General features: G+C 72.4%; 12 protein-coding genes. 4 read left to right on the top strand and 8 right to left on the bottom strand.

From position 1 onward, the window contains the following. Positions 1 to 16 precede the first annotated feature (16 nt). Positions 17 to 856, bottom strand: a complete 840-nt coding sequence (pucL, locus tag MFF55_RS02415; RefSeq protein WP_238242478.1) for a factor-independent urate hydroxylase — start codon at positions 854 to 856, stop codon at positions 17 to 19. Positions 857 to 989: 133 nt separating this feature from the next. Here pucL and uraD point away from each other — a divergent pair, with 133 nt between their 5' ends. Both uraD and MFF55_RS02425 read left to right on the top strand, forming a co-directional pair. Beyond that, a complete protein-coding gene (uraD, locus tag MFF55_RS02420; RefSeq protein ID WP_238242479.1) occupies positions 990 to 1,874 on the top strand; it encodes a 2-oxo-4-hydroxy-4-carboxy-5-ureidoimidazoline decarboxylase in 885 nt (294 codons plus the stop codon). 8 nt (positions 1,875 to 1,882) lie between these two features. Continuing rightward, the gene (locus MFF55_RS02425) at positions 1,883 to 3,136 is read left to right on the top strand and encodes an allantoate amidohydrolase (protein WP_238242480.1); all 1,254 of its coding nucleotides are present in this window, start codon (positions 1,883 to 1,885) and stop codon (positions 3,134 to 3,136) included. A 48-nt stretch (positions 3,137 to 3,184) separates the two neighbouring features. Here MFF55_RS02425 and MFF55_RS02430 read toward each other — a convergent pair whose 3' ends face one another. The 5 genes from MFF55_RS02430 to MFF55_RS02450 form a co-directional block, all read right to left on the bottom strand. Then, positions 3,185 to 3,886, bottom strand: coding sequence for a TerC family protein (locus MFF55_RS02430; RefSeq protein ID WP_238242481.1), 702 nt, complete (start codon positions 3,884 to 3,886; stop codon positions 3,185 to 3,187). Between the two features lie 140 nt (positions 3,887 to 4,026). Beyond that, positions 4,027 to 5,280: a molybdopterin molybdotransferase MoeA gene (locus MFF55_RS02435; RefSeq protein WP_238242482.1), complete on the bottom strand. Its 1,254-nt coding sequence runs from the start codon at positions 5,278 to 5,280 to the stop codon at positions 4,027 to 4,029. Beyond that, positions 5,264 to 5,803, bottom strand: coding sequence for a molybdopterin-guanine dinucleotide biosynthesis protein B (mobB, locus tag MFF55_RS02440; protein WP_373874702.1), 540 nt, complete (start codon positions 5,801 to 5,803; stop codon positions 5,264 to 5,266). Before mobB ends, MFF55_RS02435 begins: the two co-directional genes overlap by 17 nt. A gap of 5 nt (positions 5,804 to 5,808) precedes the next feature. Then, positions 5,809 to 7,776 carry a molybdopterin biosynthesis protein gene (locus MFF55_RS02445; RefSeq protein WP_238242484.1) on the bottom strand — a complete coding sequence of 656 codons (1,968 nt, stop codon included), beginning with the start codon at positions 7,774 to 7,776 and terminating at the stop codon, positions 5,809 to 5,811. Next, positions 7,773 to 8,888 (bottom strand): molybdopterin-binding protein, encoded by a 1,116-nt coding sequence (locus MFF55_RS02450; protein WP_238242485.1) that lies wholly within the window; start codon positions 8,886 to 8,888, stop codon positions 7,773 to 7,775. The genes MFF55_RS02445 and MFF55_RS02450 overlap by 4 nt, the downstream gene beginning before the upstream one ends. Positions 8,889 to 9,021: 133 nt before the next feature. Here MFF55_RS02450 and MFF55_RS02455 point away from each other — a divergent pair, with 133 nt between their 5' ends. Continuing rightward, on the top strand, positions 9,022 to 10,305 hold the full coding sequence (locus MFF55_RS02455; protein WP_238242486.1) for a c-type cytochrome: 1,284 nt from the start codon (positions 9,022 to 9,024) through the stop codon (positions 10,303 to 10,305). Between the two features lie 37 nt (positions 10,306 to 10,342). Here the strand turns inward: MFF55_RS02455 and MFF55_RS02460 are convergent, their stop codons facing one another. Continuing rightward, positions 10,343 to 12,340 (bottom strand): 4Fe-4S binding protein, encoded by a 1,998-nt coding sequence (locus MFF55_RS02460; protein ID WP_238242487.1) that lies wholly within the window; start codon positions 12,338 to 12,340, stop codon positions 10,343 to 10,345. A gap of 130 nt (positions 12,341 to 12,470) precedes the next feature. Between MFF55_RS02460 and MFF55_RS02465 the strand changes: the two genes are divergently transcribed. Then, the gene (locus MFF55_RS02465) at positions 12,471 to 13,241 is read left to right on the top strand and encodes a biotin/lipoate--protein ligase family protein (protein WP_238242488.1); all 771 of its coding nucleotides are present in this window, start codon (positions 12,471 to 12,473) and stop codon (positions 13,239 to 13,241) included. Positions 13,242 to 13,248: 7 nt separating this feature from the next. Here MFF55_RS02465 and MFF55_RS02470 read toward each other — a convergent pair whose 3' ends face one another. Next, entirely contained in the window at positions 13,249 to 15,411 is a 2,163-nt protein-coding gene (locus tag MFF55_RS02470) for a transglycosylase domain-containing protein (RefSeq protein WP_238242489.1), read from the bottom strand. Positions 15,412 to 15,436 lie beyond the last annotated feature (25 nt).

Genomic DNA, 15,436 nt, shown 5'->3' on the forward strand with positions numbered 1-15,436 from the left:
TCCGGACGGCTGCGCCTCAGCCCCGGGTGATCGTCGCCTCGATCTGGCCGCGGGGTTCGTCGGTCGGGAGGAACACCGTACCCGGATTGTCGAGCCCGAAAGGCGACAGATCGATCGGAACGTAGTGCTTGTTCGGCATCGCGAAGGCGATCTCGGCGATCTCGGGGACGCGGCCGAGCGCCGCCTCGCCCATCCGGTAGAGGCTGTCCTGCACGCTGGCGCTGTAGGTCGTCCCGAAGACCTCCATGAGCGTCGCGAGGATCGCCGCGTTCGCCGTCGCGTAGTCCTTGGGCGCCCGAGACCAGGTCCAGGTCGCGTCCATGCTGGTGGCGGCGATCCGGTCGGTGGTGTCGGCGAGCGTTCGGTAGCGATCGTCGACGAAGCCTGCCCAGCCCGATTGCGTGGTCTTCATGAAGGTGTAGCCGCGCAGGCCCGATCGGAGCCGCGACGCGTCCCGACCCATCGTCAGGCCGACATAGCCGGTGCCGTTGCCATCGAGGGTGAAGGTGTGGCCGTGCGGCGCCCCGGCGATGGCGTGGCGCCGCCAGCGCGTCTCGTGCGCCTCGACGGCGACCTCCGCCACCTGCGGATAGGTCTCGAAGAGCACGGCGGCGACGCGCTCGACGAATGCCTCGGCCCCCGCCTCGGTGTGCCGCGCGGCGGTGACGTTGACGATGTTCTTCAGGCTGTCGGTGGCGATGCAGGCCCGGTTGTCGGCCTCGGTCCAGGCCGCATCGAACGCGCCCTTGAGCATCACCTGAAGGGTGAGTTCGCGCGGGGTGTGGTGGTCGCCGTCGCGAGCGAGGCGCAGCACGCGCACCCGGGCCTTGCCGTAGCTCGATGCCGCCAAGGCCATCGTCACCTCCTGCTCGCCTTGCCCAAATCCGCAAGCCGTATGCCAGGGATCGGCAGACGGTTCCGCTGCGTCGCGGTGCGGATCCCTGCTAAGCTGGGGCGTTGCCGTCGACACGACGCCGGAGACACCGTCAATGGGGTTCACTCTCGCCGAGCTCAACGAGGCCGACGTCCCCGACTTCGTCGCGGCGCTCGGCGGGGTGTTCGAGGCGGCGCCCTGGGTCGCGGAAATTGCCGCCGCCGACCGGCCCTACGCCACGGTTCAGGCGCTCTTCGCTGGGCTGCGGGCGGCGGTCGAAGGCGTGGACGCGGCGCGGCGCCATGCGCTTCTCGTCGGCCATCCCGAACTCGCCGGCCCTGCGGCCCGGTCGCGGAGCATCGCGCCGGCCTCCATCGCCGAGCAGGAAGCGGCCGGGCTCGACCGCCTGTCCGAGGCCGAGTACGCCCGGTTCGAGGCCTTGAACCGCACCTATCGGGAGCGGTTCGGGTTGCCTTTCATCCTCTGCGTCAAGCGCCACGGCCGGGCCTCTCTCCTGCGCAGCTTCGAGGCCCGCCTCGCCTCCGATCCCGACACCGAGCGGGTGACGGCCGAAGCGGAGATGTTCCGCATCGCCGCGATCCGGCTCGACAGCCTCGTCACGGGGGAGGGCGGCCTGCGCACGACGGGGCGGCTCTCGACCCACGTTCTCGACACGGCGGCGGGCCGACCTGCCGAGGGGGTCGCGGTCGAACTCCTGGAATGGGTGTCGGAGGGCGAGGCCGCGCTCGTGACCCGGGCGGTCACCAATTCCGACGGCCGCACCGACCATCCGCTCATCGGCGGCCGGCCGGTTCCGATCGCGACCTACGAGCTGCGATTCCGCATCGGTGATCATTTCCGCCGGACCGGCGCGGGGCTGCAGGAACCGCCCTTCCTCGATATCGTGCCCGTCCGTTTCAGTGTCGGCGACCCGGAGGGGCATTACCACGTGCCCCTGGTCGCGACGCCCTGGAGCTACCAGACCTATCGCGGGAGCTGAGCCGAGCGTTGGAGGATTTCTCGCCCCTCATCATGGAGCGCCTGGACGCGCTCGCCGCCATCAGCGCCGAGGCCGGCGCGATCACGCGACTCTATCTCACCCCCGAGCAGGATCGGGCCAACACCCTGGTCATGGGCTGGATGCGAGAGGCCGGCCTCTCGGCCCGGGTCGACGCCGCGGGCAACGTGATCGGCCGCCTCGAAGGGCCTGTCGCCGGCAGCCCGGCGGTGGTGATCGGCTCCCATCTCGACACGGTGCGCGACGCAGGCCGCTTCGACGGCCCGCTGGGCGTGGTCACCGGCATCGCCTGCATCGAGGCGCTGAGGCGGGAGGGCGCCCGGCTCCCCTTCGCCGTCGAGGTGGTCGGCTTCGCCGACGAGGAGGGCACCCGTTTCGGCGCCGCCCTGATCGGTAGCCGCGCCTTTGCCGGCGACCTCGACCCCGCGATCCTGGCCCGCACCGACGCGGCCGGGATCACGGTCGCGGGCGCGCTGCGCGGCGCCGGCCTCGACCCGGCGCGGATCGGGGAGGCCGCGCGCAAGCCCGAGGAGATCCTGGCCTATCTCGAACTCCATATCGAGCAGGGTCCGACCCTGGAGCGTGCCGGGCTGCCCGTCGGCCTCGTCACCGCAATCAGCGGTGCAACCCGGCTCTCGGTCACCCTCTCGGGCGAGGCCGGGCACGCCGGCACCGTGGCGATGGCGGGGCGGCGCGACGCGCTGGCGGGCGCGGCCGAATGCGTGCTCGCCGTCGAGACCCGCTGCGCGGGTGGGCCGGACCTCGTCGGAACGGTCGGCACCCTTGCGGCGATGCCGGGAGCGGTCAACGTCATTCCCGGACGCGTCACCTTCAGCCTCGACCTGCGGTCGCCGGACGACGCGCAGCGCCGGGCGGCGCTGGCCGATATCGAAGGGCACTGGGCCGGGATCGCCGCGCGGCGGGGGCTCGCGCTCCACCACACGCTGACGCACGACGCCCCGAGCACGCCCTGCGACGAGGGGATCGGCGCCCGCATCGCGCACGCCATCGAAGCTGAGGGCCTGCCCGTGCTGCGCCTGCCCAGCGGTGCCGGCCACGACGGCATGGCGGTGGGCCGAATCGCGCCGATCGCCATGATCTTCGTGCGTTGCCGGGGCGGGATCAGCCACAACCCGGCCGAGTTCGCGAGCCTGGACGATATCGGGGCGGGCGCCCGCATCATGCTGCGGACGCTGCGCAGCCTCGCCGCCGAGGGGCTCCCGATCGGTCGGAAGCAAGCCTGACTCTGGAACGCGCCCTTCCCCGCAACAGGGAAGGGCGCTCGGCGACGATCAGGCGTCGCTCGGGGCCGTCGTACTCGCGGCGGGAGGGTTCATCCGCCTGAGCGCGTAGGCGGTGACGAGAACGAAGATCGCACCGACCGCGGCGAAGACGTAATGCGCGTTCGGGAAGGCATGGAGGCGCTCCGCGATGAAGGGGTCCGTCACGATCATCTCACCCGCGATCCAGCCGAGCAGCGCCGCGCCCGCCCAGACGATGATCGGGAAGCGCTTGAGCAGGGAGGTGATCAGGGCCGCGCCCATGACGATGAGCGGGATCGAGAGCAGCAGCCCGAAGATGAACAGCTCGGCATGCCCCTTGGACGCAGCCGAGATCGCCACGACGTTGTCCAGGCTCATGACCGCGTCGGCGATGGCGATGGTCCGCACCGCCTTCCAGAGGCTGTCGCTCTCCTCGACCGCGTGGCCATCCTCATCCTCGCCGCGGGCGAGCTTCACCGCGATCCAAAGCAGCAGGATGCCGCCGACGATACGCAGGAACGGGATCGCCAGAAGGGTCGAGATGATCAGCGCGAAGATGATCCGCAGACCCACGGCCGTGCCGGCGCCCAGGAACATGCCGATCCGCCGCTGCTCGGGCGGCAACGACCGGACGGCGAGCGCGATCACGACCGCGTTGTCACCCGACAGGAGGAGATCGATCCAGATGATCTGTAGGATCGCAGCCAGGAATTGCGGATCGGAGAAATCCATCGTCGCTTTCTTCGCTCTCGAATGCGGTGCTGCAGGAAGCAATCCTGCCACATCGGGTCAAGGGGCGGCCGTCGGAACCGCATTCTTGATGCGGGACCACATTTTGCGGGCCGGGCGCAAGTCCGATTTCCCGCTGACCCCTACCAGAGAAGGGCGTGAGGATAAATTTCTACGGTGTCGCCCGCGGCAAGCGCCGTCATCGCGTTGGGTAGCTGGGCGAGGCCGTCGCTGCCGGTGAGCGAGGTGAGGACGCCGGCCCCGTCGCGGGGGAACTTCACCGCTTCGAGCCCGCCATCCTCGGCCCGGCGCAGGCTGACCCGGACGAATTCGCGCCGGCCCGCCTTCTTGCGATAATCGAAGGCGGCGCGAACCGGGAAGCTCGCGGGCGCGACGTATTGCGCCCCGCAGAGTCGCGCGAGCAGCGGCCGCACCACGAAGAGCAGGGTGACGTAGACCGCGACCGGATTGCCGGGCAGGCCGACGAAGGGCGTGCCGCGCACGAGCCCCATCGCCACCGGACGCCCGGGCTTGATCCCGAGGCGCCAGAACACGAGCCGGCCCGACGCACCGACCGCCGCCTTGACGTGATCCTCCTCGCCCGTCGAGACGCCGCCCGAGGTCAGGATGAGATCATGCCCCTCCGCCGCCTCGCCCAGGCGCGCCGCGAGGAGGCCTGGATCGTCGCGCAGGATGCCGAGATCCCGCACGTCGGCACCGAGCCGGCGCAGGAGCGCGACGAGCATCACCCGGTTCGAATCGTGGATCGCGCCCGGCCGCAGCGTCGCGCCGGGCTCGGCGAGTTCGTCGCCCGTCGAGAACACGGCCACCCGCAGGCGCCGGCGCACCGCGATCGCGTGGTGACCGACCGCCGCGGCGAGCGCCAGATCCGGCGGGGTAAGCCGCTGGCCCGCCGCGATGATCGTGGCGCCGCGGCCGATATCCTCGCCGGCCAACCGCCGGTTGGCGCCCCGCCTCAATCCCTGCGGCAGGGCGACGTTCGCCCCTTCCGCCCGCACGTCCTCCTGCATGAAGACGGTGTCGGCGCCGGGCGGCATCGGCGCGCCGGTGAAGATCCGGATGGCGGCGCCGGCCGACGCGACGTCCTCGGCCGAGGTCCCGGCCGGGAGACGGCCTGCCACCGGCAGGATCGTCTCGCCGGACGCGGCGAGATCGGCGTGGCGCACGGCGTAGCCGTCGACGGCCGAGTTGTCGAAGGGCGGCAGGTCGATGCCGGCCGAGAGGTCGCAAGCCGCGATCCGGCCGTCGGCCTCGGCCAGGGGCACGGTTTCGACATCGGCGACCACCGGCAGGCGCTCGACGATGAGCGCCGCCGCCTCGTCCACCGACATCAGCGGCCCGCCGAAGGCGAAGCAATCGTCAGTGAGCTGGGCCATCGCCCCCGAGCCTCCCTAGCACCTCGGCCAGCGGCTCCGCGCAGGCCATCACAAGGTCGGCCACCGCCTCCACGTCGTCGAGCCCGACGACCGGGATTGCGGCCTCGGGGAAGGGAACGTCGCTGGCCACCGCGACGATGCGGAGATCCTGCGGGTGCAGGGGCGGTCGGCCGTTCTCCGCCCGAAACACTTCGAGCTTCGGATGCGCCTCGCGCTTGAAGCCCTCGACGACGGCGATGTCGCAGGGGCTCAGGCGCCGCAGGAGCTCGGGCAGGGTCGCCTCGCGGCCATCGCCGACCTCGTGGATCTGCACCCACCGCGCCGCCGAGGACACGATGACCTCGCCGGCTCCGGCCGCGCGATGCCGGTGCGAATCCTTGCCGGGCTGATCCACGTCGAAGCCGTGATGGGCGTGCTTCAGCGTCGCGACCCGCAGGCCCCGCGCCCGCAGCACCGGGATCAGCTTGGTGAGCAGGGTGGTCTTTCCCGCCCCGCTCCAGCCGGCGAGCCCGATCACGCACATCGCCATCACGCCTCCTCCCGAGGCCTGAAGCCGAGGCCGCTGAGGGTCGCGATAGTGTCAGGCTCCGCGAGCAGGGCCAGGAAGGCGGCTAGCGCCGGCTCATCCGCCCGCTCTGCCGTGTAGGCGAAATCGTAGTGCTCCTCCGTGAGGGGCAGGAAGCCCAGGCCGTAGGCACCGGCGACGGTCTCGATCGCTACGCCCCAATCGGCTCGGCCCTGCGCCACGGCCGCCGCCACGGCGTTGTGGGAGCGCGGCTGGTTCCAGAATCCGGCGGGACGGGCGCCGGCGAGCAGCCGGTCGAGGAGAAGACGGGTGCCCGAGCCCGCATTGCGGTTGACCATGATCACGTCCGGATCCTCGGTCAGCGCCCGGACCGCCGCCTCGGCCTCCCGCCCCGTGAAGCGCGGATCGCCGGGGCGGAAGACCACGCCCTGCAGGCGCCGCCAGCCCGGGGCGAGCACGAGACCCGGGGTCAGGAAGGGTGTGTTGTAGCGGCCGCTCACCTCGTCGAGGAGATGCATGGCGGCAAGGTCGCATTCGCCCCGCCGCAGGGACGCGAGCCCGCCCGACGAGCCGACCCAGATGGTCCGCGCGGCGACGCCCCTCTCGCCGAGGCGCCCGACCAGCCAGTCGAGCCCGAGGCAATGGCTGCCGATGATCGTGAGGTCCGGCGCCCGCACACCGGCGCCGAGCCGGGTCAGGGCCACGCGCTCGCCCGCCTCCAGCCCCGAGCGGGCGGCCGGCACCGCGAAGAAGCCGTCGGCCTGGGAGAAGGCGGTCACAGAGCCCGAGCCCTTCGCCAGGGGAAGGGCGACCGGCCCGGTCTCGCCGCGCGAGAGCGAGGCCATGACGAACTCGGTCCGGCCGAGCTCGGAGGCGACGCGCTGGGGCAGGAGCGCCTCGACGGCGCTCTCCTCGCGCGGGGGCAGGCCTGCCATCGCCCGGATCAGCGGCACCACGAAATCGTGGAAGGTGAACATCGCCGAGGTCGGAAAGCCCGGCAGCACCGCAATCGCCTTGCCGCCCGCCTTGGCCAGGCAGAGCGGCTTGCCGGGCTTGAGCGCGACGCCGTGGACGAGGATGCCGGGCTCGCCGAGGCGCGAGAGGATGCGATGCGAGACGTCGCCCGCGCCCTTGGAGGTGCCGCCCGAGAGCACGACGAGATCGCTCGCGTCCAGCGCTCGGCGGATCGCCGCCTCCAGCGCCGCCTCGTCGTCCGGTACGATGCCGAAGGGCACGGCCTCGCCGCCGTTCTCCGTGACCGAGGCGGCGACGATGGCGCCGTTGGAGTCGTAGATGCCGGCCAGCCCCAGGGGAGAACCCGGCGCGGTCAATTCGTCGCCGGTCGAGAGCACGCCGACGCGCGGGCGGCGGACCACGGCGACTGCCGCGAGCCCGCAGGCGGCGAGCATGCCGACCTCGCGGGCGGTCACCCTCGTGCCGCGGCGCAGGACGGTCTCGCCCATCGCCATGTCCGCCCCGGCATAGCCGACGAACTGGCCCGGCGCCGCCGGCTTCGCGCAGTCGATCGCCGCGTCCCCGCCCCCGATGAACTCGGTGGCCTCGACCATCACCACCGCGTCCGCCCCGCGGGGCAGCACCCCGCCGGTGGCGATCGGCGTTGCGGTGCCCGCCGCGACGGTGAGCCGGGGTGCCACCCCGCAGGCCAGGATCTCGCGGTTGAGGCGGAGCCGCCGCGGCTCGGCCGAATCGGCGCCGCGTGTGTCGGCGGCGCGGACGGCGAAGCCGTCCACCAGCGCTCGGTCGAAGGGCGGCACGTCGATGGGGGATGCCACGTCCGCAGACAGCACGCGGCCGAGCGCCCGGTCGAGGGCCACGGCCTCCGGCCCGAGCGCCACGTGGGGAACGGCCGACCGGAAGCGGGTCAGCGCCTCCTCCCGGGAGAGGACCGTGAGGAATTGATCTTGGCGGGAGGCCCGGGCGAGGGCCTCCGAGAAATCGTCCTGCTTCACAGCGGCATCCAGGAAACCGGCATCCCCTCCGGATAGCCCTCCCGGTCCGGCGGCACCAGCACCGCCTCGTCGACTTGAAGGAGCCGGTGCAGCGGCAATTCGGCCGAGCCCAGCGGTTCGAGGCCGTCGGACACGCGGCGGACGAACACGATCTCCGAGAGACCGATCACGGAAGAGATCTTGCGAAGGAGGGGCGCGCGCGACAGGGGCGCCGGCTCCGCTCCGGACAGGGCGTCGAGCAGCGGCCGGCCGAGCCCGAGACAGGCGGCGAGCGCCGCCTCGGGCCGCCCGGGCAGCATCAGGACGGGGCGCCCGCCGACCTCGCCGAAGCCGGCGGTTTCGCAGGGCCGCAGCGCGATCCCGTGCGCGGCGAGCGTCCCCGCCCGCGTCAGCGCCGCGGCGCTGAGATCGGTTCGACCGAAGCCGGTGCCGCCGACCATGAACACCGCATCCGCCGCGGCGGACGACAGCGCCTCGCCGATGGTCGCGCTGTCGTCCGGCACGCTCGCGACATCCGCGCTGGCGGCTCCCGCCCTCGTCAATATCTTGGCCAGCATGTGAGACACCGCCCGGGCGGGTCCCTCCGGCCCCGTCGCGAGAAGGGCGATGCGGGGCGCGCGCACCACGACGTCGCCGTGACCGGCCGCCGCGAGGGCGAGGGCAGAGAGCTCCGTGATGCGCCGGCCCGCCCGGACGACGAGGGCGCCGCGACGCAGCTCGCCGCCGGGCGCTCGCGTCCCGTCGCCCTCGGGAGCATCCGCGACGATCTGGGACCGGCCCGAGACGGCTTCCAGCGCCTCGGGCGGCAGGACGGTGTCGGCGCCCGGCGGCAGCGGCTCGCCCGCTTCGATCCAGGCCGGCTCCTGCGCCAGGAGGACGGGCGCGTAGGGGGACGCGCCGGCCATGCGGATGAAGTCCACGGCGTAGCCGTCTCGAGCGGCAACCCGCATCCCGGGCAAGTCCGCCTGGGCAAGGACATCCTCGGCGCAGACCGCTCCGACGGCCTCCCAGACCGGGACCTTGCGCGTCGCCACCGGGACGATCCCCGCGGTCAGGCGCACGCGGGCTTCGTCCAACGGCAGGAGCGCGGCGGAGGCTGTGCGCGGCGTCATGCCGGCAGCGATGGTCCAAACCCGACCCGCGATCAAGTCTCGGCTGAGACGAGACATTTCGCCCGGGGCCCTGCCCGCAGACTTTCGCCGCTGCCATCGCCTATGGTCCGCCCGCCTGGAGAACAACGTCCGCGTGCTTCGTCGCTTCCGCTTCATCCTCGCCCTGCTCGTTGCCCTCCCTGCCAGCCCGGCTCACGCCCAGTTGCGGGGGCACGGCGGGCCGGTCCGTGCGCTGGCGGTCTCGACCGACGGCAGGCTCGCGGTGTCCGGCGGGTTCGATCAGTCGGCCATCCTCTGGGCCATCGACGACGGCGCCGCGCTCGCCGTGCTGCGGTTCCATGAAGGCGCCGTCAACGCCGTGGCGACCCTCCCCGACGGCGGCTTCCTGACGGGCGCCGCGGATGGGCGCATCGCCTTGTGGCGGCCCGGCCTGCCCGAGCCCCTGCGCGTCTTCGCAGAGCATGAGGGTCCCGTCGTCGGCCTCGCGCTCTCGCCGGACGGCATGGCACTGGCTTCGGCGTCCTGGGACGGCACGGCGCGCATCAGGCCGCTCGCGGGCGGTCCGGCCCGCCGCCTCGACGGGCACACCGGGAACGTCAACGCCGTCGCCTACCTGCCCGACGGCCGCCTCGTGACGGCGGGCTACGACGCCACCCTTCGAATCTGGCAGCGGGAGGAGGGCACGCCGCTCGTCGTGCAGACGGAGACGCCGCTCAACGCCCTTGCGGTCGCCACGGATGGCGAGATCGCGATCGGTGGCGCCGACGGAACGCTGCGCATCCTGAAGGCGGACGGGGGCCTGCGCGCCTCAGTGGAGCTGCCGCCCAATCCGGTGATCGGCCTCGCCCTCTCGCCGGACGGGACGCGCATCGCCGCCGCGACCGTCGCCGGCGCCGTCGCAGTGGTGGATCGGGCCTCGACCAAGGTCCTGTTCCATCTCGTGGGGCCTGGCCTGCCGGTCTGGTCGCTCGCCTACCGTCCAGACGGCGCCGAGATCCTGACCGGCGGCGGCGACCGGCTCGTGCGACGCTGGAACGCCGCGAACGGAGAGCCGATCGGGCCGCTCGCGATGACGCGGCCGGCCGACGCGCTGGCCGCGTTCAAGGGCGATCCGGGTGCGGAGGTGTTCTCGGCCTGCGTCGCCTGCCACACCCTGCGGCCGGGGGAGGGGCACCGGGCCGGGCCGACGCTGGCCGGCGTGTTCGGGCGGCGCATCGCGACCGCGCCGGATTACCGCTTCTCGGAGGCGCTGAAGCGGCTCGACATCGTCTGGAACGCCGAGACCATCGCCAAGCTGTTCGAGGTGGGTCCCGCCCGCTACACGCCGGGCACCAAGATGCCCGAGCAGGTGATCACCAACGCCCGCGACCGCGAGGCCCTGGTGAGGTTCCTGGAGCGGGCGACCGCGGAGCCGTAGCGGCCAAAGCCTCGACGGTTGAGCGCTCTCGCCTCCTTCAGACCGGCTCGCCCGTCTGCTCGGCGCGCTCGCGCAGGTAATCCTCGGTCGTGATCGGCCGATTGCGCTCGGGGCCGGCATGGGGGTCGAAGCTCGCGTTGACCGCGGCCTCGACCCTGCAGTTCTCGCACATCATCAGCGCCCGGATGCGGGCCTCGCCGGCAGGGCCGGCGAACATCCAGTGCCGGTCCTGGAGCTTGGCGATCACCCGCTCGATGGTGCTGCGGGTGCCGAACGCCTTGCCGCAGGCGACGCAATCGAAGGGCTCCTCCTCCTTCACGATGCGGCGGGGCCGGTTCCAGGCCTCGAAGTCGATCTGCGGCTTCAGGCTGATGACGTCCTCGGGGCAGGTCGCCGCGCAGAGCCCGCACTGGACGCAGAGGCTCTCGTCGAAGCCGAGCAGGGGACGGTCGGTGCTGTCCGTCAGGGCGTGGGTCGGGCAGGCGCCGACGCAGGCGAGGCAGAGCGTGCAGGCCTCCACCCGGAAATCGAGCCCGCCGAAGGGCGCGTCGACGCCGAGCGGCACGACGGCGACCGGCGCGGGTGCCGCGGCGTGCAGCTCGCGGAAGGCGAATTGCAGGACGCCGCGCTTGGGTCCGACGGGCATGAAGGCGGCCGGGACGGGCGCCGGCGTTCCGGGCGCCGCCCCGATGAGGGCGGTGCCAAGATGGTCGGGATCGTCGGTCTCGATGATCGACACCACGGGGCCGCGAGCCGCGCCGTAGCCCAGGGCCGAAACCACCGTCTCGGAGAGGTCGACCATCCGGCGCAGGCTCTCGATGTCGTGCCGCGGCTTGGCGCGCACCAGCACGCGGACCCCGGCAGCGCCGTAGGCGAAGAGCGCGGCGACCATTTCCGGTCCGAGCTGCGTCGGCTCGTTGACCTGAACCGGCAGGACGTTGGCCGGCAGCCCGTCGCCATGGCGCGCCAGGGCCTCGATCAACGGCTCGCCGTGATCGGCATCGTGGAAGAGCACGATGCCGTCCCCGCCGCCGGCCTCACGGTAGGCGCGCATTAACGTGCGCAGGCGCCGCATCAGGGCATCGGCCGGGGGCAGGGTGTAGGCGGCGGCACCGGTGGGACAGACCGAGGCGCAGGAGCCGCAACCCGCGCAGATATAGGGGTCGATGGCCACGTGGTCGCCCGCCGACGCGATCGCGCCCGTCGGGCAGACCTCGAGGCAGCGGGTGCAGCCGGTGATGCGCGAGCGCGAGTGGGCGCAGAGCTCGGCGTGGAAATCGACGAAGCGGCTCTTCTCGAACTCGCCGACGAGGTGCGAGATCGTGAACAGCGCCCGTTCCAGGCCGGCAGGATCGCGCGGATCGGCGCGGACATAGCCGCTGTGTAGGTCGTGGGCCGGAAAGAGCGGCGTGCCGCCGGCGAGGTCGAGGATGAGGTCGCAGGTGGAGGTCGCACCGGCGCGCGGGGCTCCGAACACCAGCGCGTGCCGAGAGGAGGGCGCGGGCAGGGCGTAGTCGTCGATCCGCAGCGAGAAGGCGCCGAGGTGGCCGGAGCCGGACGCGATCGTCCCCTTCAGGACCGGGAAGTCGTTGCGGCGCGGCACCGCGACCTCGCCCGGCCGCGTCAGGAGGACCGTCACGTCGAGATGGTCGGCGAGACGGCGGCCGGCCTCGATCGCGGCCTCGTCGCGGCCGTAGACCAGCACGACGCCGCGGCTCTCCATGGTCACGGTTTGGGCGCTCGGCTGCGGCTCGGAGGCCGCCGCGAGCAGCGCCGCGATCTTCGGCGCCGCGGCCTCGGCATCCCGCGACCAGCCGGCATTCTCGCGGATGTTGACGTAGGCGACGCGGTCGGCGGCCTCGTACCCGGAGGCGACCTCCGTGAAGAGCGGCGCCTGCTGGGTGCAGGAGACGGTCACCGGCGCGCCGGTCGCGAGCGCCGCCTCGAACCGTGCCATCTCTCGGCCGCAGAGCTGCTCGGCCGTCGAGAGGGTTCCGGCGCAGGAAGACCCGATCGTCTCGGCGTCCAGCGGCACGGTCCCTTCGCAGGAGCAGGCAATCACCACCCGGTCTGACACAGCATCTTCCTGATCGGCGGGGTGCGCGGCCCCTTCGCGTTGGTCACTGCGCTCCTTATACTCGAATCATTCGAAACTGGGACCCGACATGCGGGCGCAGGGGGATTACGGCGGCCGCATGGTGTTCTCAGATTCCGACGAGGCGAGGCTGACGCTGCCGCCAGCCTTCACCGGCGTGGTCGCGCAGGAGCCCGACGACGCCTTCGACCATGCCTGCCGCATCGCCGGGCCGGAGGCGGCCGGGACCCTCGTCTGGGTCCGTCGCGAGGACGTCCTCGACGTGGCGGTGGTTCTCGCGCCCGACGAGCCGCTGGCCTCGGCCCGGCGGGCCCTCTTCGCCGGCATGACGGCGCTGGCCGATGCCATCGGCGCGCACGCGCCGCCGGAGATCCCCGTGCTGTTCGCCTGGCCCGACACCCTGACCTTCAACGCGGCACGGATCGGCGGCGCTCGCCTGGGATGGCCCGAGGGGTGCGGCGAGGACGCGGTGCCCGACTGGCTCGTCTTCTCGGCCATGCTGATCGCCTCGAAGCGCGACGCGGGCGACCCGGGGCTGACCCCCGATTCCGCCTCCCTCGAGGAGGAAGGCTTCGCCGACGTGAGCCAATCCGCCCTGGTCGAGAGCTTCGCGCGCAACCTCATGAAGGCCTTCGAGGTCTGGCGCGAGGACGGATTCGACGCGCTCGCCAATCGCTACCTGGCGCACCTTCCGCCGAGCGATGGCGGAGGGCGCCGCCACATCGAAGCGACCGGCGACGGCTTGATCGAGACGGAGAGCGGCGTCCTCCGGCTCCCGCTCCTTCCCTGCCTGACGGCCATGGCTTGGCGCGATCCGGCGACGGGCAAGCCGCGCCTGTAGCGCCGCCTCACTCCCCTAGGCCGAACAGCTTCTCCAGGAAGTTGCGATCGTCCGCGCTCGGCGCGCGACCCCGCTGGGTCGTCGCGACGCGCGGACGCGGCGGCTCCGGCTCGCCGAGCAGGGCGCCGAGGAGGCCGCCGGGCGTGCTGGCGGTGGCCACCGGCCCGTCCGAGCCGCGGTTGCGCCAGCGGCCGGCGCCGGGCAGGGCCGTCGGGCTCTGGCCCTTGAGCGCGGTCGTCATGTAGGCCTTCCAGACCTCGCCGGGCAGGTTGCCGCCCGAGACCTTCTTGGTCGATTCGCCGTCGTCGTTGCCGAGCCAGACGCCGGTGACCAGCGTCGCGGAGTAGCCGAGGAACCAGGCGTCGCGGAAATCCTGGCTGGTGCCGGTCTTGCCGGCCAGGTCCCAGCCGGGCACCTCCGCCTTCTTGGCGGTGCCGCTGACGAAGGTCTCGTGCATCATGGCGTTCATCATCGAGACCGCGTTGGCATCGATGACGCGGCCCAGCCCGCCCTCGCTGCGCTTGTAGAGCACCTTGCCCTCCGCGCTCTTCACGCCCGCGATGACGTAGGGGATCACCCCGGTGCCGCCGTTGGCGAAGGCCGCGTAGGCGCCGACGAGCTCCAGCGGCGTCACCTCCGAGGTGCCGAGCGCGATCGAGCCGTTGGCCTGGAGCGGCGAGGAGATCCCGAGGCGCTGGGCCGTCTGCACCACCGCCTTGGGGCCGACCTCCTGGCCGAGCCGGACCGCCACGGTGTTGAGCGAGAGCGCCAGCGCCTCGCGCAGGGTCACCGCGCCGCGATAGTCGCGCGAGTAGTTCTCCGGGCTCCAGCCCTTGATGTTGACGGGCGAATCCTCGCGCACGCTGTCGGGCGTCAGGCCGCGCTCCACCGCCGCGAGGTAGACGAAGGGCTTGAAGGCCGAGCCGGGCTGCCGGCGCGCCGTCGTGGCGCGGTTGAACTGGCTTTGCGCGTAGTCGCGCCCGCCGATGAGTGCGCGGATGGCGCCGTCCGGGCGCATCGAGACGACGGCGCCCTGAGCGACGTTGTAGCGGCCGCCCTTCAGGTTGAGCTCGTCCACGAGCGCCTTCTCGGCCGCCGCCTGGAGCCCGGTATCGACGGTGGTGGAGACCACGATGTCGGTCTCGAACTTCGGCAGGAAGTCGTCGAGCACGTCCATGACGAGGTCGGCGACGTAGTTCGCCGAACCGCCGCCGCGCGCGCCGGCGGGGCGGGCCGGGGTGGCCAGCGCCAGCTTCACGTCGGCGGGCTTGGCGAAGCCGAGATCCTCCATGGCGGCGAGCACCATGGCGGCGCGCGCCTGCGCGGCGGGCAGGTTGCGGTTGGGCGCGAGCCGCGAGGGCGCCTGGACGAGGCCGCCGAGCATCGCGGCCTCGGCCAGTGTTACGGCCTTGGCCGGCTTGCCGAAATAGCGCTGGGCGGCCGCCTCGACGCCGTAGGCGCCGGCGCCGAAATAGACTCGGTTGAGGTAGAGCTCGAGGATCTCGTCCTTCGAGTATTTCTGCTCCAGCCACAGCGCCAGGATCGCCTCCTGGATTTTTCGCGAGGCCGAGCGCTCGGGGGTGAGAAACAGGTTCTTGGCGAGCTGCTGCGTCAGGGTCGATCCGCCCTGGGCCAGGCCGCGCCGGGTGAGGTTCTGCGTCATCGCCCGGGTGATGCCGACGGGATCGATGCCGAGATGTGAATAGAACCGCCGGTCCTCGATCGCCACGAAGGCGCGGGGCAGGTGAGGCGGCAATTCCTTGATGCTGACGACCCGGCCGCCCGTCTCGCCGCGGTTGGCGAGAAGCGAGCCGTCGCTGGCCAGGATCGCGATGTTCGGCGGCCGCTTCGGCACCGCGAGCTGATCGATCGGCGGCAGCTGCGAGGCATGGTAGGCGACGAGGCCGGCGACCGCGATGACGCCCCAGAGCGAGAGGACGAGCCCGGCATAGATCAGCCGTCCCAGCAGCGGGCGCCGCGCCTTCCGCTTGGGCTTCGAGGCCCGGCGCGGCGCCTCATTCCTCGTCCGTGTGCCCGTCTCGCGTTTTGCCACGCCGCCTCCTGCGCGATCGGCTCCGGACAGGCGCAGGTCGAGTTCGGCCGGATCTGCGGCGCGCCCCTCGGGCACGTCGAAGTTCGGCTCCCTCCTGCCTCCGCGTCCGTTCGCCATCTGGTCTTCCGCCCCTGGGCCGCGC

The organism is Methylobacterium iners, assembly GCF_022179305.1.
GTDB classification, from domain to species: domain Bacteria; phylum Pseudomonadota; class Alphaproteobacteria; order Rhizobiales; family Beijerinckiaceae; genus Methylobacterium; species Methylobacterium iners.